Origin of the sequence: Burkholderia sp. AU15512 (genome assembly GCF_002223325.1) — a bacterium.
Taxonomy (GTDB): domain Bacteria; phylum Pseudomonadota; class Gammaproteobacteria; order Burkholderiales; family Burkholderiaceae; genus Burkholderia.
Genome location: NZ_NKEX01000008.1, coordinates 311,834 through 332,777, shown reverse-complemented (window position 1 = coordinate 332,777; position 20,944 = coordinate 311,834). Strand labels below are relative to the sequence as shown.

15 protein-coding genes are annotated in these 20,944 nt (G+C 61.3%); 9 read left to right on the top strand and 6 right to left on the bottom strand.

What is annotated here, in order from left to right; translation table 11 throughout:
• The first annotated feature begins 416 nt into the window (after positions 1–416).
• Together CFB43_RS33785 and CFB43_RS33780 are read left to right on the top strand one after the other, a co-directional pair.
• Positions 417–1,292: a phytanoyl-CoA dioxygenase family protein gene (locus CFB43_RS33785; protein ID WP_089498471.1), complete on the top strand. Its 876-nt coding sequence runs from the start codon at positions 417–419 to the stop codon at positions 1,290–1,292.
• 1,095 nt (positions 1,293–2,387) lie between these two features.
• Positions 2,388–3,656: an aminotransferase class III-fold pyridoxal phosphate-dependent enzyme gene (locus CFB43_RS33780; protein ID WP_089498470.1), complete on the top strand. Its 1,269-nt coding sequence runs from the start codon at positions 2,388–2,390 to the stop codon at positions 3,654–3,656.
• A gap of 303 nt (positions 3,657–3,959) precedes the next feature.
• Here CFB43_RS33780 and CFB43_RS33775 read toward each other — a convergent pair whose 3' ends face one another.
• From CFB43_RS33775 to CFB43_RS33755, 5 genes are all read right to left on the bottom strand, one after another.
• Complete coding sequence (locus CFB43_RS33775) at positions 3,960–4,256, bottom strand: EthD family reductase (RefSeq protein ID WP_089498469.1); 297 nt, start codon at positions 4,254–4,256, stop codon at positions 3,960–3,962.
• A 51-nt stretch (positions 4,257–4,307) separates the two neighbouring features.
• Positions 4,308–4,997, bottom strand: a complete 690-nt coding sequence (locus CFB43_RS33770; RefSeq protein WP_089498468.1) for a hypothetical protein — start codon at positions 4,995–4,997, stop codon at positions 4,308–4,310.
• A 204-nt stretch (positions 4,998–5,201) separates the two neighbouring features.
• Positions 5,202–6,350, bottom strand: coding sequence for an MFS transporter (locus CFB43_RS33765; protein ID WP_256990177.1), 1,149 nt, complete (start codon positions 6,348–6,350; stop codon positions 5,202–5,204).
• A 244-nt stretch (positions 6,351–6,594) separates the two neighbouring features.
• Complete coding sequence (locus CFB43_RS33760; RefSeq protein WP_089429440.1) at positions 6,595–7,473, bottom strand: phytanoyl-CoA dioxygenase family protein; 879 nt, start codon at positions 7,471–7,473, stop codon at positions 6,595–6,597.
• Positions 7,474–7,494: 21 nt separating this feature from the next.
• On the bottom strand, positions 7,495–8,352 hold the full coding sequence (locus CFB43_RS33755) for an NAD(P)-dependent oxidoreductase (protein ID WP_256990176.1): 858 nt from the start codon (positions 8,350–8,352) through the stop codon (positions 7,495–7,497).
• A gap of 777 nt (positions 8,353–9,129) precedes the next feature.
• Between CFB43_RS33755 and CFB43_RS33750 the strand changes: the two genes are divergently transcribed.
• Both CFB43_RS33750 and CFB43_RS33745 read left to right on the top strand, forming a co-directional pair.
• A complete protein-coding gene (locus tag CFB43_RS33750; protein WP_089498465.1) occupies positions 9,130–9,759 on the top strand; it encodes a TetR/AcrR family transcriptional regulator in 630 nt (209 codons plus the stop codon).
• Positions 9,760–10,340: 581 nt separating this feature from the next.
• Complete coding sequence (locus CFB43_RS33745; protein ID WP_089498464.1) at positions 10,341–10,940, top strand: TetR/AcrR family transcriptional regulator; 600 nt, start codon at positions 10,341–10,343, stop codon at positions 10,938–10,940.
• Positions 10,941–11,081: 141 nt separating this feature from the next.
• Here the strand turns inward: CFB43_RS33745 and CFB43_RS33740 are convergent, their stop codons facing one another.
• Positions 11,082–12,542 carry an aldehyde dehydrogenase family protein gene (locus tag CFB43_RS33740; RefSeq protein WP_089498463.1) on the bottom strand — a complete coding sequence of 487 codons (1,461 nt, stop codon included), beginning with the start codon at positions 12,540–12,542 and terminating at the stop codon, positions 11,082–11,084.
• Positions 12,543–13,109: 567 nt separating this feature from the next.
• Between CFB43_RS33740 and CFB43_RS33735 the strand changes: the two genes are divergently transcribed.
• From CFB43_RS33735 to CFB43_RS33715, 5 genes are all read left to right on the top strand, one after another.
• Positions 13,110–14,090, top strand: a complete 981-nt coding sequence (locus CFB43_RS33735; protein WP_089498462.1) for an aminotransferase class IV — start codon at positions 13,110–13,112, stop codon at positions 14,088–14,090.
• A 405-nt stretch (positions 14,091–14,495) separates the two neighbouring features.
• Positions 14,496–15,815: a DUF1329 domain-containing protein gene (locus CFB43_RS33730; protein WP_089499045.1), complete on the top strand. Its 1,320-nt coding sequence runs from the start codon at positions 14,496–14,498 to the stop codon at positions 15,813–15,815.
• Positions 15,816–15,831: 16 nt separating this feature from the next.
• Positions 15,832–17,538, top strand: a complete 1,707-nt coding sequence (locus CFB43_RS33725; protein WP_089498461.1) for a DUF1302 domain-containing protein — start codon at positions 15,832–15,834, stop codon at positions 17,536–17,538.
• 7 nt (positions 17,539–17,545) lie between these two features.
• Positions 17,546–19,945, top strand: coding sequence for an efflux RND transporter permease subunit (locus CFB43_RS33720; RefSeq protein WP_089498460.1), 2,400 nt, complete (start codon positions 17,546–17,548; stop codon positions 19,943–19,945).
• 16 nt (positions 19,946–19,961) lie between these two features.
• Complete coding sequence (locus tag CFB43_RS33715) at positions 19,962–20,936, top strand: WD40/YVTN/BNR-like repeat-containing protein (RefSeq protein WP_089498459.1); 975 nt, start codon at positions 19,962–19,964, stop codon at positions 20,934–20,936.
• Positions 20,937–20,944: the final 8 nt, after the last annotated feature.

Genomic DNA, 20,944 nt, shown 5'->3' with positions numbered 1-20,944 from the left:
TGACCACAACTTTCGCATCCACGCCGGAACGACCGCTCTCCTTTCATCCCTACACCATTCAAACGCGACGGGTTAACCATGATCGACCGTCGAAAAACGCCATGTTAACTTCCTCGATCATACGACTTGGTCATTTGACCTGATTCGTCGCGAATACGCCAGTTCACCGAAAAACCCGGCGAATGCCCTCCTGTCTGTCGCTTCCGGGAACACGTACTGGGCCACCCGGTGGTCGCGACAACGTCGGGAACAACGTGCGCGTTCCGTCAACCGGCGTGACAGGAACGTATCGCAGAAAGCGAAGGCATACGCAGTCAAATGACTCAGTCAAAAACTCGACTTGATGTCTGGATCACCACCGAATCAGAACGTGCCACCGCGTCTGATTTACCCGTCCACGCAACTTTGAGGCAAACATGAACGCAAATATTCAGACCATTCAGGACGCGCTCCCCACCGTCTCCAAGCAGACCAGCGCGCAAGAGATCGTGTCGCTCATGAATCAATATGGTGGAGTCCGGATCAAGAATTATCTGACTCAGGAGCAGGTCGCGAACATCAATCGCGAGGTCGATGCGCCGCTCGAGCGGCTTCGCGAAGGGTCGTCGCACGACAACGAACTGATCAAGGAATTCCACGGCACCTATACGAAGCGCCTGACGAACATGGTCACGCACAGCAAGACGTTCGGGGATGTTCTGGATGACGACCTCTTTCATGAACTCGGCGAGGTGCTCTACCGTGAAGAGTCCGGCGACTGGTGGCTTTCGACCGCGCAGGTCATCGACATCGGCCCGGGAAACACGGCACAGATGCTGCATCGCGATGTCGGCAATTTTCCGCCCCTGTGCGCGCTCGGCGTCAACGGGCCGACGGTGTTCACCAACCTCATGATTGCGCTGACGCGCTTCACCGAGGAAAACGGTGCCACCCGAATTATTCCGGGAAGCCAGAACTGGGACGAGGACTACTTCAACAGCAAGGGCACGCCCGACATGACCATTGCCGCCGAGATGGATGCCGGCGACGCGTTGCTGTTCAGCGGCAAGGTGATCCACGGCGGCGGCGCGAACGTGACGAAGAACGAGCGCCGGCGCGGGCTCACGATTCCGATGCAACCGTCCTACCTGACGCCGGAGGAAGCGTATCCGTTCATCGTCGAGATGGACACCGTGAGGCGCCTGTCGAAACGCGTTCAGCGAATCATCGGCTTCCGCTCGCAATATCCCGCCGGCACGCCGGGCCTGTGGCAAGTCGACTACGACGATATCGCGACGCATCTCGGTCTCTGAGCCACGAACAGACGCCTGCATCCGTCCGGGAGGGGGATCCCCCTCCACGGATTCCGTGATGCACATGCGCGGGCCACGACAGCATCACCGCCAGCGAAACACCCCATGAAGATCGACCTGACGAATCGCGTTGCGATCTTGCGAACAATGCGGGGATTGCGCGCTTTTCCGGGGATGGCCCTCAAGAATCGACTTTCTATTGCACCTCATCCAACTCAGGAGCGTGATCATGGTGAAGCGTTTATTTGTCGCAATCTCTCTCGTTGCCGGGCTCCTTCTTGTATTGAGCCCGGGATTCATGGTTCTCTACCATATCGAGCACTACGACTCGAGCCAATAGCCTCCATCTGGAAAGATCGAACCTGCCGGCGTGGCCTGGCGCGCGGATCGTATCCAGCACGATCCGCGTAGCGCATTGTTCGCGCTTCGATCGTCGGCTTTCTGTCTCGATCCGGCCCGACGCTTAGTGGGTCCATGCATCGCTGACGCGCGGGCCCGCGCGCTGCGGATACTTCCGACTGCGTAGATCAGTCTGCCCCTGCCATGCGTGCATCGTGCGACTGAACACGCCCGTACGCACCACGATCGCCCGCCGCGACACCTTCTGGCGGAAGTACACCGCCGCTCCCCCCAGCCCCCATCCTCACCGTGATCGCCCCGCATCCCTGCTTGAAGGTCGAGCGGGGGTTTTCCTCATGCGGATCAGATAGCGACGTAGCACCGCGCACGCCGGCGAACTGCCGCTGCTCAACTCGCCTCGCCCATCGCCGCGGCATGCCGAGCGAGACGTTGAGCCACTGCTGTGCCGGACTAGTGGAAAACGCCAATTTCCGTCTGGATGACATTTGTAGACACTAGACTTGGTCAAATGACCCATTTAACGAAGGCGACGACAGAAGCCGAAGTGGGTGACGCTGCGGCGCTGCATTCGCGGCGCGAGGCTGGACGGCGCGTCGATCCAACGCCCGGACGCGAGATTTCGGCGGCAGCATTCCCCAAAATTCCGGGGTTCACGCATTTGGTCAAATGACTAAGTCAAATGAATCTATATCGGGTCTGACGTTCCGAAAACGAATTTTCCACAAGGAGTCGCACATGGACAGGCTGGCAAGGAAGAACGAGTGGTTCGCAAGAGCCGAAAAGGTCATCCCGGGCGGGATGTACGGTCACCAGAGCGTCAAGTACCTGACGGAAGATTTCCCGCTGTACTTCGCAAAAGCGAAAGGGTCCCATCTCTGGGACGTCGACGGCAACAAGTACATCGACTACGTGTGTGGCTACGGCACGAACCTGTTCGGCTACGGCAACGAGCGGATCGAGCAAGCCGCGGCCCTCCAGTTGCAGAAGATCGACACGGCGACGGGCCCCAGCGAGGTGATGGTTCAGCTTGCCGAGGCGCTCACTCAACAGGTCAGCCACGCCGACTGGGCGATGTTCTGCAAGAACGGCTCGGACGCCACGTCGATGGCCATGGTGATCTCGCGCGCGTATCGCGAGAAGCGCAAGATTCTCGTGGCGCGCGGCACGTACCATGGTGCGTCCCCGTGGAACGTGCCCTATACGACGGGGATTACCAAGGAAGACCGCGCTCACGTCGTCTACTTCGAGTACAACGACATCGAGAGCCTCAATGCCGCCGTCAAGAGCGTCGAAGGCGACGTAGCGGCCATCTACGCCACGCCGTTCCGGCACGAAGTGCTCTACGATCAGTTTTTCCCGTCGATCGAGTACGCGAAGGAGTGCCGTCGCCTCGCGGACGAGCAGGAAGCGCTTCTGGTCGTCGACGAGGTCCGCACGGGGCTGCGCCTGTCGCGTGATTGCTCATGGTCGGACTGGGGCGTGCACCCGGACCTCAGCTGCTGGGGCAAGGCCATCGGCGGCGGCTATGCGATCGCGGCGGTGCTCGGTTCGGACAAGGCACGCGAGGCGGCGACGAAGATCTTCGTCACGGGCTCCTACTGGCTCTCGGCCGTGCCGATGGCCGCGGCCATCGAAACGCTGCGCCTGGTACGTGAAACCGACTACCTCGAACACACCAGGCGGTTGGCGGACAAGCTGCGCGCCGGCCTCGCCGAGCAAGCCGAGCGACATGGCTTCGAACTCAAGCAGACCGGGCCGAGCGTCATGCCCCAGATGCTGTTCGCGGGTGACGACGAGCTCGTGTCGCGCGGCCGGGCGTGGGCTTCGGAAGTCATCAAGAATGGCGCCTATCTCCACCCGTGGCACAACATGTTCTTTACGGCGAGCCATACCGACGAAGACATCGCGCGTACGCTCGAGGCGACCGAAACGGCGTTTGGCGCGATCAAGCAGAAGGCGGCGGCAGTGAGCCGCCTGGATATCCTGGACACGGTGCAGCGTTAATACCGGACGTTCCATGCGCCTTCGGCCCACGGCCGAAGGCTGGTTTGCCCGGTGAATGCTCCCGGCGTCAAAGCCCTGAGTGGCCGTGCGAGCAATCGATACGTCCGGCTTCAGGCCAGGCTCGATCCACTCCCGAACCGCGTCTTCGTCAAGTTCCAGTCGCTCATCCCGTCCGTGGCCGGCCGGCATTCTGCTTCGAAGGTCTTTTCTTCGTCGTCAAGGCCCGAGTGCATGGGTTCACGCGGACACTTTGTCCCAGACCTTCTTGCCCTCGTCAATCAGGTTCGGTCGTCGACGACTCGGTCAGTCGCCGGCGCGGAAGATCGCCGGTTGGACGTTGGTGAAGTTCCGCACATCGCCGACCACCTCGGCTGTTCTGGCCGAAGCCAGCGCGGCGTCGATTCCAGCCTGATCGCTGAAACGCAGCAGCGTGACGCAGGCAAAAGGTTGTAGGCCAGGAGCCGGAAACAGAACCTCCACCGACTGGAGGCCACATTCGCCCCACGCCGCCCGTACGAGCGCGGTGTGGGTGGCAAGATAGTACTCGCGATCAAATTCCATACCCTCTACAGCGGGATAACTCACGATCAAGGTAGCCATATCCGATCTCTCGAATGAAGATTCAAATACATTCCCGAAGGAACGCGACAATTACTGCGGCTTTCGCTCCAGGCGGCCAAGGGTATAACCTCGAATCAGATTCCCTTCCTTTTCCTGCACCCGTTCCAGCGCACAATAGGCGTAATACAACGAAACTGACATATAGGACCACGAAAGCAATGCAAATATGTAGAAAATCATATGATCGCTGTCGCCGGGGATATGGAAGAAGTCGTAGATGCTCGCAATGATCTGCGTGGATACGAGTGTCAGGATCACACTCGCAGCATTACGATACTCTCCGGCATTCGCCAGTTTCTTGACAACGTAAATGAGGTAAAGCGAGAACAACGACCACATCACCAGATAGAAATACGGCTTGGGTCCAACCATGAAATCCGCGGTCCACAAAATAACCGTCCCCACCAGCGCACCCACCGCATACAACACGTCGCCGACAATCGATGGCTTATATCGATGCGTAACCGACATCATCCCCGCAACGATGATGATCGGCACGCCGAAGCCTCTTGAAAACGCGTCGCAGAAAAGCGAGATACTGAAAAAAATCGCCTTGTCGGTCAAGGCATTGATCATTAAATTCGTCGCCGAGAACGTCACGACCAGCGACTCGAATCCAAGAAGGCCGTTGCGCTTCCGGAAGTACTTCACGCCACAAATGAACGAAGTCACGATCAACGCGAGATCAGCCAGGCAATAAAGATAGAATTTGAGTTCCATGAAAAAATTCCGTGATCGTCGAGATGTTTGTCTGCCGCCACGTTCGTCGTCCACGTTCACGGCAGTTTTTTGCGCTGCCTGTCGACGCGAGACGGCGCTTTCGAGAGATGTCTGCGTCGCACCGGCATGTCAGGCACGGTGACGCCGCCCAGGTACCGGTGCGGTCAGTGCGGCCGCGCTCGGTTGATCGCTTCGCCGCGCACGTCAGGCGACCGCGGCTTCGGCATGTTTTGCCTTGAACTGCCGGATCGCCACGCTGGTCAGAAAGATCGGCACCACCAGCAACCCGACGGAGAGCCAGCCGACCGCGCGCAAACCGGCCACGCTGAACACCGTGCCGGCAATCGCCGGGCCCACCGTCAGGCCAAGATTGATTGCCGACGCACAGGTCGCAGTGCTTCTTCCGCTGGCATCCATTTGCGAAAGTGCCCCCACCATATAAGGCGCCACCAGCGTGGCGCCGGCACTGACGAGCGCCGTCGACACGAGAAACGCCCACTTGCCGCCCACGCAATACATGCCCAGGCTGCATGCGATCAACAGCGCGAGTCCAAGTGCGATCGGCTTGAACAGACCAAAGCGATCGCCCAGCCAGTTGACCGCCACCCCCACCGGCAACTGGAGGGCCGCATTGAGCATGAACAGCATGCCGAGTTGCTCCGCTTCGACGCCCCGGGTCGCAGCGACCTCAGCGGCAAATCCCATGAGGGCCGTCTGCGAGACGTAGATGAAGAATGCGCTGATCAGGATCCCTCGGACGTCACTGGATTTGATGGCGTCCTTCCCGACCGCTTCCTCGCTTGCGTTGACGGCAGGATGCATGAACGCGCCGAAAAACAGCGCCGCCACGACCACGGCGAGCTGGACGGCATCCACCCCGATATGACCCATCTTCACATTCAGGATCGGTACGACGTACATCGCACAGGAAAATATGATGGCCATCGCAACGGCGACTTGCGCCGCGACCTTCTCCGGGTGCTTGACGTGTGCAATCACCCCATACGCGCACACGCAGCTGACGCCCAACGCGGCGCCGAGAACCAGCTTCGCGGCGACGAATACATAGAAATTATGTGAAAACATCGCACACGTCGACAGAACGGCAAGCGCTGCCGCAGCGAGCGCACCCGTTCTCTTGTTCAACGTCGCCGTGTGACGACCGAAAAAGATGATGGAAAGCGAAAGACAGAGCAGCACCGCGGACGCGAGCCAGCCAGCGGTGCTTTCGGACAGCCCGAACCGGGCCATCGATTCTTCGATGCTGAATGGGAGCAGATAGGTTGGAGTCCAGACCACGGCCCCTGTATAAAGCAGCGCGATTTTTCGGATTCCCTTGATTTCGACACTCACGATCGACTCCTTGTCGTTTGCACGAATACGAGATCGCGACGAGGCATCGAATCGCCCTCTTGCTCGCATTCATACTGGCACTGTTTCGAAGACTGCTGCATCCAACCGAAAAATCGCAATATCAGAATCGCTCGCGCTGCACCGATCCAGGCATCCCGTCGAGCGGCCACGATGCCTCCAGATGATGGAATCGCCCGATTTCCGCGTGAAAACCGGGCCAGGATTCCATCACCCAACCCGTGCGTTAATCGAAATGCCCGACCTCGAGGAAATCCTTCATCTTCAACAGGTCGTTCGGATCCGACATTTGACCGTTACGCTCGACGAAGCCGGCGAAAGTCGTGCCGTACGTCCAGCCGAGCAGGCGCTGCAGCTCTTCCGGATAGCGCTTCACGCGTTCGATCGGCAGCGTGAGGTACTGGTTTTCTTCCTGCCGGAGGATCGCCAGGTCATACGACATCGTCAGGCCGGTGCGCGGCGCATCGCTGGTGTTCTTGCCGCCGCCGTGATACGTGGAGCCGATGAAGAACAGCGCATCGCCGGCCGACATGGTCGCGGGAATGGCTTCCTCCTGCGTGGGCATGCGCTCGTCGTCCCACTTGTGGCTGCCCGGGATGACGAGCGTGGCGCCGTTTTCCGCCGTAAAGTCCGATACGGCCACCATCACCTGGAACCGGGCCTCGCGCCCATAGTTCGGGTGCCGCCAGAGCCATACGGAATCGTCACGATGCAACGGCTGAAGGCCCTGCCCCGGCAGAATCTGGATGGCTTGCGTCACCCCCACCTGGATATCGGGCGCGACATCGACCTGGTTTTCGCCGCTCCAGATCTTGATCGGCGTCTGCAGGATGCTGCGCGCCGCACCCAGATAGAGCGGATGCAACGCAACCTCGGCCATCCAGTCGGTACGCGCGAAGAGGCGCGAGACGCGACGCGTCTGGGTACCGGCGAAGTAATCGTCTACTCCGTTCGGAGCCGACTCGAGCGTGTCGAAGAGCGTACGCTGGATTCGCGCAAGCAAATCGGAATCGAGAAAGTTCTTGACGATCGCTCCACCATCCTGCCTGACTGCATTGGCAAGATCCTCAGGAGTGCTACCACTTGAAAGGCGCTGCAACGACATGATGATTCCTCCAACAAATTGTCAATGATTAAAAAGCGCGGCGTATCCTCGGTCACCACTGCCTTCTGCAATGGATGACAGGATTCGCTCGCGTAGCGCCTTCAGGATTCGCGGCGGCTGCCCGATATCTTCCTGCGCCTGCTGAAACAGTTCGGTCGCTCGTGCGTAGATGTCGAGGTCCGCTCCGCGCGGTTGATAGTCGGAAGCCGCCACGGACTCGAACAGGCCTTCGATGAAGCGAGTCTGACCGGCGAGATAGTTTGGGATCAGGTCGCGAATCTCGTCGATCGAAATGCCCGAGTTCACCACGAATCTGAGACCTTCCAGGAAGGCTGCGCCGGCACCAAAAACGAACGTGCCCGTCAACCCGGCATCGAGCACGTTCGGCACGTCGGGTCGTGCACCGACGTAGGTGGATTGCGGAGCAATCTTCCGGAGCAGAGGCTCCACTTCGCGCCAGATCTTCTCGTCGCCCCCAAAAAGGATGACGGCGTTCTCGCGGCCGATATCCGGCGGGAAGCACTGGATCGTTCCACTGATGAAGTTTGCGCCGGCGCCACGCACGATTTGATCCAGCTTCTGGACCTCGGACGGGCGACCCGTGGCCAGATTGACCACCGTTTTCCCTTTCAGGCGCTCGCCCAGCGCCTCGAAGTCCGCCGCGAGGTCAACCGGTGTTGCCGTCACGACGACGATGACGTCCGCCTCATCAAAGGCGGTCGTGGCACGCTCGGCAACCCGGGCGCCCAGTTCGCGCAGACGCTGCGCCTTTTCAGCCTTCCTGTTCCAGACGACGACTTCCGCACCATCGTCAATCAGGGTGGCGGCAATGGCGGACCCCATCACCCCCAGGCCCAAGACGGCAATCACATGGCTCATTCGTATTCCCTATCGTTGTCGTTGACCACACTACCGAGAAACATCCTTCGTTCAAGTCAACCGCACGAATCATTAGACTTGGTCATATGACTATCAAGCAAGCCGTATGCCAATCGGATCCGGGTGTTCGCCCTTCGTGAAGGGCGGCTAACGCGCACGGTGGTGATGCGCATGCCCCGGCGCGGGGAATTCGCCGCACCAGATGAGGCTCAGCGTCACGATCGCGGTGCAGACGGTTGACTTGATCAAATGACCACGAATCTACAGGCACGAGTCTTATGCTTCGACAGGACATTGGGAATACGGAGTTTCCATTAGCCTCGTCATGAAGGCGCCGCACGAGCCAACGCAGTGGCGCCCATTCCACGATCCGCACGGCTGCTTTACCGTGCACGTGTGAGAGTCACCGTACCTGCGCTGCTCTGCGACGGCCTCATCGAAGCAGGAACGCAAGCACCGCTCGACGAGCGGAGCACCGCTTGATGCGCCGGGCCGATCCACGATGGCGAGTCCGTCTTCTGGTTCAGGGAGCCTGCCGCCGAGTCGCATTGCTGCCGCGAGGTTCGTCCTGCGCCGCGGCGCATCGACGCCATCACCATGCCCGGCACGTACCTGCGAACGGCACGTCTCACGACGCCACGGCGGCGCAATATCCGTGGGGGACAATGCCTTGTGTTGCTAGCGAAATGCCGCCCATCGTCATGCTAATATCCGAGGATTCGACTACCCTGCACGGGTAGCGCCTTTGGACGAAGACATAAAACGGAGCGCTGGCCTATGCAGCGAGTACGGGCTGAAGTCCGCCGCCAGGACCTCGTCGCGGCGACTGTCGCGGTGATTGCAGAGCACGGTGTGAAGGGTGCCACGACCCGTCGCATCGCCGAGGCTGCAGGATGCCCACTGGCGTCCCTGCACTACGTGTTTCACTCAAAGGACGAGCTGCTGTTCGCCGTCTACGAGTCCCTGATCGACTTGATCCGCTCGGATAGCCCCGAGCCTCCGGAGCACGGCACCCTGTCGGACCTGGCGGAGTTCAACCTGCGCTCCGTGATGACCTGGTTCGAAGCCAACCCGACATACGCGAAGACCCAGTCGGAGTTGTATACGTGGGCGCTCAGGCATCAGCCCGACATGGCCGTTAACGCGCTTCGCATCTCCCAGGAAGGTGCCCGCAGCAATCTGACCACCGCCGAGCCCCGTGCAGATGCCAAGGTGCTGGACGCCATTGCGCGGCTGACCATCGTCCTGGTCGACGGCCTGCTCTTCTCGTGGTTTGCCCAGGAAGATTCGAAGCGTCTGGCAACCGATGTCGACCACGCCTGCAAGATGCTGGCCGCCTACGCGGCGACACTGTCGGACGCGCGCCCTGCCGCCAAGACCCCTCGCAAGTCGGTACGGAAGCACTGAACCGCTGCCACCTACGCGGAGGCACCGGCTCCCCCCCGGTGCCCTCACAGCGGCAGCGTCGCCGCTTCAAATGACCGCACGGCTCGCGGCGCATGACGTTGCAATTTCACCCATGCGCCGCCCTGCGCGCACGCTCTGCTCGAAGGTGCTTTCAGGAGCCCTTGTTCGCGTTCGACCCCGCACGTTCGACGCGACGTAACGGGCTTCACCGAGAATCCACACCGGCTGCAGCCAAGCACCCCGTTTCCATTCGCATCGAAACCCGACGCTCCTGGCAGGCAGCCCTCGGACTTACGTCGCAGTTCTTGCGCTCACGGGTTTACCTCCATCGACAGCGTCTCTTTGTCTGCTTAACGTTGACCGATCAAATGATCAAGTCATGCGATCAAAACTTCCAGAATCAGCGCAAAAAAGCGAACTGAATATTCATGGCATCCGCGGCCCGGCCCATTCATGGACAAACTTTCAAGAAGCCGACATAATTCACGAGCGTTATGGTCACTTGACCATGTATCACGGATAAACACTACACCTGTGTATGACGTGAACGGAAGAGGATTTTCGGGTACCGGAGTTTACCAATGACAAGAGTTCGCGCTGCGTTGCGGCGACAAGATTTCGTTGACGCTGCCGTTGAAGTGATCGCCGCGCACGGCGTCGCTGGAGCCACCACGCGGCGAATCGCCGAAGCCGCGAGTTGCCCGCTGGCATCGCTGCATTATGTATTCCATACCAAAGACGATCTGTTCGACGCGGTGTACGAATCCCTGTTCGACCTGCTCGCGGCGAATGCTCTCGCCGACAGGGAATTTCATTCTTTCGGCGAACTCGCCGGATGGCAGCTGCGCAAGAATGTCGATTGGCTCGTGCAGCATCCGTCGTACGCCCGGGCACAGTCTGAACTGATCCAGTGGGCAGAGCGTCATCGCCCCGATTTCGCGTTGAAAACTTATGTCGAGACCATCGAGCGAACGATCGCTTACCTCGGCAAGTGCGCGCCACAAGTCAACCCTGACGCGATTGAATCCGTCGCCAGAATGAGCATCATCCTGATCGATGGATTGCTGAACAGTTGGCAAGGCGACACGAATATCCGCGAGCTCAAGGCGAACCTGGATAGTGTAAGTTCAGCGTTGGAGGCGTTTGCCACCTCTCTCTCGAGCTCGACGGTGCAGGCCTGAGCGCCGACGCGGCGTGTCATTGCACCATCGCCGGCAACCCGACACTGCCCATCCGCACGATGCCTCGAGACCGGCCTCGATCCTGCCGCCTTTCCGTAGACGGACGTCCGCAGACCGCCGGACGCCCATCGTCGCTTCCCGCTAGCTGACGGCGCCCGGCGCCGCGCCGAACATCGACTTCGTCTCCAGGAACTCCTCGATACCGGCGTAGCCCCACTCTCGTCCGTTGCCGGACTGCTTGTACCCACCGAACGGCGCCGCGATGTCGACGGGCGCGCCGTTCAAATGCACCATCCCGGTCCGCAACTGTCTCGCGACGCGCTCCGCCTGTTCGATCGTGTCGCCGTAGACGTAGCCGGACAATCCGTACGGCGAGTCGTTGGCAATGGCGACCGCGTCCGATTCGTCCTGATACGGGATGATCACCAGGACGGGGCCGAAAATCTCCTCGGTTGCAATCGTCATGCGATTGTTCACGCGGCTGAAGACCGTCGGCTTGACGTAGTAGCCTCGTTCGAGCCCGGAGGGATTGCCGAGCCCGCCCGACAGGAGCACCGCGCCCTCGTCGATGCCCGTCTGAATCATCTCCTGCACCTTGCGATGCTGGCGCTGGTTTGCCATCGGCCCCATGGTCGTACCGGGATCGCGCGGATCACCGACGACGACCTGCGCGCACGCCGCGACCGCAATCTGCTCTGCCTCCTCGAGCCGATGCGCCGGCACCAGCATGCGCGAGGGCGCGGTGCACGTCTGGCCGGAGTTGGCCATCATCTGGAGCACGCCATGCGTGACACCCTGCTGAAAGTTTTCGCTATCCAGAATGATGTTCGCTGACTTTCCGCCCAGCTCCAGCGTCACTCGCTTGATCGTCGTCGCCGCGGCCTGTGCGACCTCCACGCCGGCGCTCGTCGAACCGGTCAGCGACACCATGTCGAAGAGCGGGCTGGACGCAATGGCCCGGCCCAGGCGCTGCCCGGAGCCCTGCACGAGATTGAATACGCCGGGAGGAACGCCGGCCTTCTCGAGGATCTCGGCGAGAACAATCGCCGAGTATGGCGCATTCTGACTGGGCTTCAACACGATCGTGCAACCCGCCACCAGCGCCGGCGCCACCTTGCACATGACCTGGTTCATGGGCCAGTTCCACGGCGTGATCAACCCGCACACCCCCACCGGCTCCTTCACGATCCGCGACGTGCCCTGGGTGCGTTCGAACGGATACTGCTTCGCCACTTCCAGCGTCGTATGAAGGTGCCAGAGCCCCAGTGCCGCCTGAAGGGGGCGAGAAATGGCGTCCATCGGCGCGCCCATCTCGAGCGTGATGGCGTCCGCCATATCCTGCAACCGCTCGGTGTAGGCAGCGATCACGCGCTCGAGCATCGCGAGCCGCTCGACGAGCGGTGTGTTCGAGAATGCCGCGAACGCGTCGCGCGCCGCCTGCGCGGCCAGGTTCACATCGGCTTCGTCCGAGAACAGCAACACACCGGAGACTTCGCCCGTCGCCGGGTTGATGATGTCGTGCTCCACGCCACCGTTCACCGGCCCCACCCAACGGCCGCCTATGAACGCCTTGCGGAGATGGTCTGCTTCGAAAATCGGCATCTGCTCGCTCCATGTCATTTTGGTATCGAGGGCGAGTCTTCAGCCTTCTGGATCGCCCGGGAAGATCCATACTAACGTCTTTTTTGATCATTTGGCCAAGTCACATGACTCGGTAATAATCAGTATTGCCACCGGCAAGCCAAAGTAAGACGCTTCATGGAACGAACCGTCATGCTGCTGCAAAAGATCTGCAGCGCGTGTGACCGGATGATGATGGAGACGAAACCACGAGGCGGCTTCCGGCGAAGCGCGCAACACGCCGAAGTCTCTTATCTCAGGTGAATCGGTTTGGCTACCGGCACGGACGTTCGACGATCACCGGCCGGCAAGCACGAGTCTGCTCGCCGCTCGCGTATCGAGGCAGGCATCACAGAGGGTTAACCTTCATCGACAAGGAATTTTTCGAGCAATACTTTCCACTACACGGTCACTTGATCAAGTCATATGGCAGACTTCACGGCGGATAGCCTGGAAGCAAGCAATCCGCAAGGAAGCGCACCGCGATCCGGTCGCTTTTGACGTCAACATCGAACGACAACTCTCCCTCGGGAGCGAAAGGTAATTACCATGGCAATCATTCAAGTCCAGCAGATCATGCACGAGAATCCGCTGCATGCTCGCGCTCCGCATGAACCCCGCTATGAAGATGGCAGCGCCTTCTGTGACGGCAAGTACGTTCCCATCACCGAAGCGACCGTCCCGCTCGTCGACGCAGGGTTCCTGCACGCCGACGCGGCCTACGATGTCGTCACCGTCTCGCGGGGCAACTTCTTCCGGCTCGACGATCACCTCGCGCGCATGGAAGAGTCGTCGGCGAAGTTCTTCCTCGAGAATCCGTTCAATCGCGACCAGGTCCGGGAAATTCTCCACACGCTCGTGCGCAATGCCGGCCTGAAGGACGCGTACGTCTGGTGGTGCGTCACCCGTGGCCCGCTGAGCGTCGACCGCCGCGACCGCAGCGCGATGAAGAACGCGATGTTCGCCTTCGCCGTGCCGTTCTTCTTCCAGGCCGACGACGAGGTCCGCACGCGCGGCTCGAACCTGCTGATCAGCAAGCGGTACAACCGCATTTCCGCGAAGGCGGTCGACCCCACGGCGAAGAACTTCCACTGGATGGACATGAAGCTCGCGCTCTTCGAAGCCATGACGCAGGAGAAGGACTGGGCGGTGCTCGTCGACGAACACGACAACCTCACCGAGGCAGCCGGTGCGAACGTGTTTTTCGCCAAGAACGGGGAGCTCTACACCCCCGCCGAAGGCTGCCTGCTGGGCATCACGCGCCAGAGCGTGTTCGATATCGCCGCCGAGCTCGGCATCAAGGTGAACATCGGCACGTACACCGCGACCCAGCTGCGCGAGGCCGACGAAGCATTCACGTCGTCGTCGGCAGGCGGGATCATGCCCGTCAGCGCCGTCGACGATCAACCGCTTGGCAACCACAACGGCCCCGGCCCGATCTCCGAGAAGATTCACAACCTCTACTGGGAGAAGCGCTGGGCAGGATGGCACGCGCAACGGGCTGAGTACTTCTCGTCGGTCCCGGCATAAGCCGGAAACCAGAAGCCGTTCGACAGTGGCGCGTACGAAGCCGGTCCGGCCGAACAAGCCGTATCCGGCCCTGGCGGGCGCCCAATAGCTGCATGCATTGACAAACCGTCCGGCGCGACGCCCAGGCGCCGGACAATACGAACTTCTACGTCATAGCGATGACCTGGAGTTCGGTGATTCAGCAAAACAAAGTACAAGCACACCCCAATTCATTTCGCATAGCTAATAAACGGGCAGGACTATCGGACCTTTCATCCGTTTTCACCTATGCACAACCCTTTGGCGGGCGCACGTTACCTGGTCAAGGTCAAGGAGATAGCCGTGGTCAAGACTCATGCTTTCAAGAAATCCGCTTCGCTCATCCGATCGGCAGCGAAATTGTCCGTCATCGCTTCCGCCGTCGCGATGTCTTTGACCGGTGCGCTTGCGGAAGGGACGGATGCCTCACATACGCCGTCGGGCGCCGAAATCGCCGGCACCGCGAGCGGCATTCCCGCCTGGACCCCCGTGGGCAACGTCGGGGCAGGCTGGAGTTACGGCAAGCGCCGCGCGGATTTCTTCAAATACAAGTCCGACAAGCCGCTGTACACGATCGACGCCAGCAATGTCGACAAGTACGCGGACAAGCTCAACCCGGGCCAGATTGCACTGCTGAAGAACCTGAAGGGCTTCACGATGCCGGTCTATCCGTCCCGGCGCACGTGCGGCGTCCCCGATTTCGTCGCGGAGAACACGAAGAACAACGCGGGCTTCGCCAAGATGTCGGCTGACGGATCGGAACTCGCCGATGCCCACCTGCCCGGCTACCCGTTCCCTGCGCCCAAGACCGGCGCGGAAGTGATGTGGAACGCGAAGCTGCACTACCGCGGCGCCGGCGTCGAGATGCGCGACATCATCACCGTCGTCTCGCCGCGCAAGGGCGCGTCCGACTGGATCAAGAACGTGTCCGACGCATGGATTTACCAGCCGTGGGGCGACAAGGCCGGCACGACGTTCGCGAAGGTCAATCAGATCGAAGGCAACGCCTACTACGCGTACAAGTCCCCGGCGGCCATTGCCGGCCAGGCCGCGATCTTCACGAACTATGCCGACAAGCCGACCGAAGTCTTCTACTACTTCCCGGGGCAGCGCCGGACCCGTCGCATGCCGTCGTATGCGTACGATGCGCCGCAGATCGGCTTCGACAACCAGTACAACATCGATGAAGCGCTGGTCTTCTCCGGACAGACGGACCGCTTCTCCTGGAAGCTGCTCGGCAAGAAGGAAATGATCGTTACCTATAACGACCTGGGCATGTACGACTTCTCGGACAAATTTGACGATGCGTACGGCCCGGACTTCGTGAACCCGGCGAAGCGTCGCTACGAACTCCATCGCGTGTGGGTCGTGGAAGCCACGGTCAAGCAGGGGATGCGCCATACCGCGCCCAAGCGCCTTTTCTACGTCGACGAAGACAGCTGGAGCTACCTCGGCGCGGTGGACTACGACGCGCAGGGCAACGTCTCGAAGGTTCGCGAGGGCTACATCATTCCGGTGTACGAAACGGGGAGCTGCGACACGCTCGCATTCGCGCAATACAACCTCGTCGACGGCCGGTATCTCGTGGATGGTTCAATGCTCGCGGCCGGACGGGACGCGAAGTGGTCGGTCGACTCGTCGGCGGACCAACACTACAAGCCGAGCTTCTACAACGCCGATAATCTCCGTGCGTTGAGCGAGCGTTGACAGGGGCCGAGACAAAATGGCTACCACCTCCTCATTACAGCCCCGCTCCAGCGTGGTGTTCGTGCGCGCGGCAATCGCGGCGCTTGTCGCCGTCGGGTGCGGCAGCGCGCATGCCTTCACGTTCACGATCGGCAACGTCGAAGGCAGTTTCGATTCGACGATATCGGCAGGCGTCGGCATTCGCACCGCGTCGCCGAGCAGCAATCTCGTGTCGCCGACCTACAACGTGGCCACCGGTGCGCAGACGGGTGGCGGCCGGCTCGGTCAATTGAGCGGCCTCTCCGATCAGGGCGACATCAACTACGGCAAGGGCGATCCGTTCACGAGCTATCTCAAGGGCAACCACGAGCTGGTCCTGAAGATGCCGTCGCAAGGGCTCACGTTCATGGCACGGGGCACCTGGCAATACGACTACTCCGGCACCCGCACGACAGGCGCGACCAGCGGACAGGACCTGTTCTACAACCCTTCGCCCAACCTGAGCGGCGGGCTCCCGTCCGATGCCGAGAAGAACATCCGCTTCAAGCCGCGCCTGCTCGACCTGTGGGTCAGCAAGCAGTTCAACGTCGGCGACCAGATCGCGCGCATCCGCGTAGGTAACCAGGTCGTCAGCTGGGGCGAAAGCATCTGGGAAACCGGCGGGGTCAATGCGACGAATGCGATCGACGTGAATCGCGCGTCCCAGCCCGGCGCGCAGGTCAAGGAGATCATCCTGCCCGCGCCGATCGTGAGTGTCGCATCCGGCGTGGGTCACGGCGTGAACGTCGAAGGGTACTTCCAGAGCAACTGGAACCAGAATTACCTGCCGCCGGTTGGCAGCTATTGGTCGAACCAGATCGTCGGGCCCGGCAACAACACGTACGGCGCCTCGACCATCCATCCGAAGAACGGCGGGCAGTATGGTTTTTCCATTCGCTACCAGCCGGCGGGAACGGACCTGAATCTCGGCTTCTACACGATCGCGTACCACGACAAGTTCCCGCAAGTCTCGCTGAGCTCGACGGGCGGGACGGTCTTCCGGTTTCCGGAAGACCGCCACATGATCGGTGTCAGCGCCAACTTCCCGGTGGGCGACTGGGCGATCGGCACCGAGCTCTCGTACCGCCCGCGAGATGCCGTTCCGCTCAATCCGGCCAGTGGATGCGTCGCGCAAGGGGGGAACTGTTGGGTCGACGAGAAGCGCTTCCAGTGGCACCTGACGACCCTCTACTCGCTGCAACCGGGCAATTCGGGCGCCTTCCTGAAGCTGCTCGGCGCCCAGACCGCCACGCTGACGACCGAGACGGTGATCATCGCTTATCCGGGGCTTCACAAGAGCTACGGCGGATCGCCGATTTCGCCTGGCGCGCTTCTGTGGGGGAACGAATTCAACGACTTGTTCGCGACCGGCGCACTCAACACGCCGGGTAGTGCCCAGGGAACGAAATACTCCGGCGGGATCGACGTCGATTTCAACTGGGTGTACGACGGCACCGTCATTCCCGGGTGGCAGGTCAATCCGGGGATATTCGTCCGGTACGGCCTCTTCGGCAATACGCCGAACGTGAATGCCCAGTTCATGCGCGGCGTGACGGCCATGAACCTGTATGTGAACTTCATACAGAACCCGGCGAACTGGCAGGTCGGATTGAACTACACCCGTTTCATGGGCCCGACCAACCCGCTGGCCAACCCGCTACGTGACAGGGACTTCGTGGCAATCGTCGCATCTCGCAATTTCTGAGGTCAATATGAATCAACCGCCTGTTTCCGACGCAGCCCGACCCGGCAAGCTGCCAAGAATTCTTCATTCGCTGGAAAATACGCTGTTCGGTCACAGGCGTCTCGTGCTGGGGCTCCTGGTGTTGTTCACGGTCGTCATGGCCTGCTTCGCCGTCAAGCTGCGCATGGATGCCGGGTTCGAGAAGCAGCTGCCGCTGGGCCACGAATACACGCAGACGTTCAACGAGTATCGCGGTGACCTGCTCGGCGCCAACCGCCTGATCGTCGTCGTCAAGGCCCGCAAGGGCAGCATCTGGACGCCGGCTGCGTTGAAGCGCCTGTATGAAGTCACCCAGGCGGTCACCTTCCTGCCGAACGTATCTCGCAGCAGTGTTCAATCGCTCTGGACACCGAATTCATTCGTCAACGAGATCACCGAAGACGGATTCCGGGCCGACCCGCTCATTCCCGGCACCGTGACGCCCGATCAGCTCGACGGCAACACGGTCGGCGCCATTTCGCGCTCGACCGCCCAGGGCGGTTTCGTCGGCAGCCTCGTGTCGCGCGACCAGAGCAGCGCCATGGTCACCGCCGATCTCAACGAGCTGGATGCCAAAGGCGAGCGGGTGGACTATGTGGCATTCGACAAGGCGCTCGAATCGCAATTGCGCGCCAAGTTCGAGGATGCGAACTATGAAATCCAGATCATCGGTTTCGCGAAACAGATCGGCGATATTGCAAACGGTGCGTCGTCCGTCCTGAAGTTCTGCGCAATCGCCCTGCTCCTGACCGCGTTGGCCGTCTACTGGTACTGTCGCTCCATTCGCCTGACGATCCTGCCGCTGACCTGCTCGCTCGTCTCGCTCGTCTGGCAGTTCGGCACGCTGCATCTGCTCGGCTACGGGCTCGACCCGCTGGGCGTGCTGGTTCCATTCCTGGTGTTCGCGATCGGCGTTTCACACGGCGTCCAGCAGATCAATTTCATCGTGCGCGAGATCTCCCACGGGAAGTCGGTGGAGCAAGCCGCCCGGTCCAGCTTCAGCGGGCTGCTGATTCCCGGCACGCTCGCCCTGGTGACCGCGTTCGTGTCCTTCGTCACGCTGATCCTGATTCCGATCCCGATGGTGCGCGAGCTCGCGATCACCGCTTCGCTCGGCGTGGCGTACAAGATCGTCACGAACCTGGTGATGCTGCCGCTGGCGGCGTCGTTGCTCAAGGTCGACGGCAACTATGCGAAGAATGCGGAACTGCACGCCGTTCGTCGTGGCCGCGTGCTCCGCGTGCTCGCCAAAGTCGCCATTCCGCGCAATGCGGCGATCGTCCTGCTGGCCGCCGTCGTGGTGTTCGCCGTGGCGGCCTGGGAAAGCCGGGACCGCGTGGTCGGCACGCTGCAGGCCGGCGCGCCCGAGCTGCGTGCCGACGCCCGGTTCAATCTGGATTCGGTTTCGATTGCATCGAGCTACGACGTCGGCCTGGACTGGATTTCGATCGTCTTCGAAGCGCCGCCCCAGTCCTGCAACAACGTGGAGGTCGGCGCCTACCAGGATCGCTTCGTCTGGTCGATGCGTGCCGTCCCCGGCGTCTTGTCGGTCGTTTCATTCTCGTCGTTGCTGCGGCAATACAACGAGGGATACAACGAAGGCAATCCGAAGATGTCCGCAATCCCCATCGATCCGGACAACTATTCATCGCTGGCCGGCGAGGTGGCCCGTACGCCCGGCGTGATGCGCAAGGACTGCAGCATGACGGCGGCGAACATCTATCTGGCCGATCACAAGGCGGCCACGATCACCCAGGTGATCAACGCCGCGAAGCATTTCCGTGATACGGACAAGCTGCCGGGCGTGAAGATCCGGCTCGCGTCCGGCAACGCCGGCGTGCTGGCCGCGGTCAACGACGAAATCGAGCGCAGCGAATTGCCGATGATGCTTTATGTCTATACGACCATCGTCCTGCTCGTCCTCGTCACGTACCGTGACCTGCGCGCGGTGCTCGCCTGCTGCCTGCCGCTGACGATCGGCACCTTCGTCGGGTATTGGTTCATGAAGGAGCTGCAGATCGGCCTGACCGTCGCCACGTTGCCCGTGATGGTGCTGGCGGTGGGTATCGGCGTCGACTATGCGTTCTATATCTACAACCGGCTGCAGCTGCATCTCGCCAACGGCGTCGGCATCGTCAAGGCGCTCGAACAGTCGATCCTCGAGATCGGGACGGCCACCATCTTCACGGCGATCACGCTCGCGATCGGCGTCGCCACCTGGTCGTTCTCCGAGCTCAAGTTCCAGGCGGACATGGGCAAGCTCCTGGCGTTCATGTTCATCGTCAACATGGTCATGGCCATGACGGTTCTGCCCGCGTTCGCCGTCTGGCTCGAGCGCATCTTCCCGCGGCGCAAGCCCGCCCGTGCCCCCGGCCTGCTCGCCCATTGAAGAAGAAGAGGATTCCATGACCCTGTATCGCAAGGTTCTCTCCCTGTCGGCCGGCGCCGTCGTCCTTGGCGCGCTGCTGGGCAGCATGCCAGGCGCGGCATCCGCATCGGAACTCCGGCCCGTGCCGGCCGTCCAGTCCAGCATCGCGACCCAGTCCCCCGTGCTGGATGCGGCCTGGGCCGGCCAGCGGGTCGTGAGTGTCGGCGCGAACGGCATCGTCCTGCTGTCCGACAACCGCGGTGCGACGTACCGTCAGGCCAAGTCCGTGCCCCTGAGCTCGACGCTGACGTCCGTCAGTTTCATCGACGCCAGGACAGGGTGGGCAGTCGGCCACTGGGGCGCGATCCTGAAGACGACCGACGGCGGCGAGACGTGGGAGGTGCAACGTCTCGTGACGAGCGAGGATCGCCCGCTGTTCGGCGTGCATTTCACCGATGCCAACCACGGCGTGGCCGTCGGACTCTGGTCGCTCATCCTCGTCACCGATGACGGCGGCAAGACCTGGACCAAAAAGGAAGCCGTGCTCCCGAACGGCAAGAAGTCGGACCTGAATCTGTTCGGCCTGTTTTCGAACGGCAAGGGCGAGATCTTCGCCACGGCCGAGAAGGGGCAACTCCTGATTTCCCGGGACAAGGGCAACACGTGGGAAAGCGTGGAGACCGGTTACAAGGGGTCGTTCTGGTGCGGCGTGGCGCTGCCCGACGGCGTGCTGCTGGTCGGCGGGCTGCGCGGCACGCTGATGCGAAGCGAGGACAACGGCCATACCTGGTCGCGCGCGACGCTCGACACCCGGAATTCCATTACCGCGCTTGCGTCCCGAGGCGCCACGGTATTGGCGATAGGGGTCGACGGGCTGCAGGCTCAAAGTACCGATGATGGCAAGACGTTCCAGCGCCTGCGTACCCAGACCGGGACGACGTACACCGCGGCGCTCCCGTCGACCGGCGACAAGTGGCTGATCTTCTCTCGCGACGGGGTCATCGCGCAGTAACGGCCGGA

Excerpts from the sequence above, each read along its gene's own strand:
- CFB43_RS33785 (WP_089498471.1), top strand. The coding sequence starts at position 417 with ATGAACGCAAATATTCAGACCATTCAGGACGCGCTCCCCACCGTCTCC.
- CFB43_RS33780 (WP_089498470.1), top strand. The coding sequence starts at position 2,388 with ATGGACAGGCTGGCAAGGAAGAACGAGTGGTTCGCAAGAGCCGAAAAG.
- CFB43_RS33775 (WP_089498469.1), bottom strand. The coding sequence starts at position 4,256 with ATGGCTACCTTGATCGTGAGTTATCCCGCTGTAGAGGGTATGGAATTT.
- CFB43_RS33770 (WP_089498468.1), bottom strand. The coding sequence starts at position 4,997 with ATGGAACTCAAATTCTATCTTTATTGCCTGGCTGATCTCGCGTTGATC.
- CFB43_RS33760 (WP_089429440.1), bottom strand. The coding sequence starts at position 7,473 with ATGTCGTTGCAGCGCCTTTCAAGTGGTAGCACTCCTGAGGATCTTGCC.
- CFB43_RS33755 (WP_256990176.1), bottom strand. The coding sequence starts at position 8,352 with ATGAGCCATGTGATTGCCGTCTTGGGCCTGGGGGTGATGGGGTCCGCC.
- CFB43_RS33750 (WP_089498465.1), top strand. The coding sequence starts at position 9,130 with ATGCAGCGAGTACGGGCTGAAGTCCGCCGCCAGGACCTCGTCGCGGCG.
- CFB43_RS33745 (WP_089498464.1), top strand. The coding sequence starts at position 10,341 with ATGACAAGAGTTCGCGCTGCGTTGCGGCGACAAGATTTCGTTGACGCT.
- CFB43_RS33740 (WP_089498463.1), bottom strand. The coding sequence starts at position 12,542 with ATGCCGATTTTCGAAGCAGACCATCTCCGCAAGGCGTTCATAGGCGGC.
- CFB43_RS33735 (WP_089498462.1), top strand. The coding sequence starts at position 13,110 with ATGGCAATCATTCAAGTCCAGCAGATCATGCACGAGAATCCGCTGCAT.
- CFB43_RS33730 (WP_089499045.1), top strand. The coding sequence starts at position 14,496 with ATGTCTTTGACCGGTGCGCTTGCGGAAGGGACGGATGCCTCACATACG.
- CFB43_RS33725 (WP_089498461.1), top strand. The coding sequence starts at position 15,832 with ATGGCTACCACCTCCTCATTACAGCCCCGCTCCAGCGTGGTGTTCGTG.
- CFB43_RS33720 (WP_089498460.1), top strand. The coding sequence starts at position 17,546 with ATGAATCAACCGCCTGTTTCCGACGCAGCCCGACCCGGCAAGCTGCCA.
- CFB43_RS33715 (WP_089498459.1), top strand. The coding sequence starts at position 19,962 with ATGACCCTGTATCGCAAGGTTCTCTCCCTGTCGGCCGGCGCCGTCGTC.